Source organism: Mesorhizobium sp. M1A.T.Ca.IN.004.03.1.1 (genome assembly GCF_003997555.1).
GTDB lineage: Bacteria > Pseudomonadota > Alphaproteobacteria > Rhizobiales > Rhizobiaceae > Mesorhizobium.
This window is the reverse complement of record NZ_RZTV01001073.1, coordinates 1-237: the sequence shown is the minus strand read 5'-3', so window position 1 is coordinate 237 and position 237 is coordinate 1. Positions and strand designations below refer to the sequence as shown.

General features: G+C 58.6%; 1 protein-coding gene. It reads right to left on the bottom strand.

The features are described 5' to 3' along the window. Positions 1-237 (bottom strand): helix-turn-helix domain-containing protein (locus EOD29_RS34965; protein ID WP_245475535.1); only part of this gene is annotated, 237 nt, incomplete at both ends.

The window sequence follows — 237 nt, the reverse complement described above, 5'->3', positions numbered from 1 at the left end:
CGCGGATCAGATCCAGCGCCGCATTGCGAAAATCCTCGCTGTGGCGCCGATTGCTCGGTCGGGATCGCTTCTTCGAAACCAGGCCGGCTTCACCGAAACGGTCATAGTCCCGCAGCAGCCGATGAACCTGACTTCGACTCAGATCAAGCAACTCGGCGGCCTGGATAATGCTCAGGCGCCGGTCGCGGATCTTCTGAATGACTTCGAGGCGATGCAACTCTTTCTGCGACATGGTGA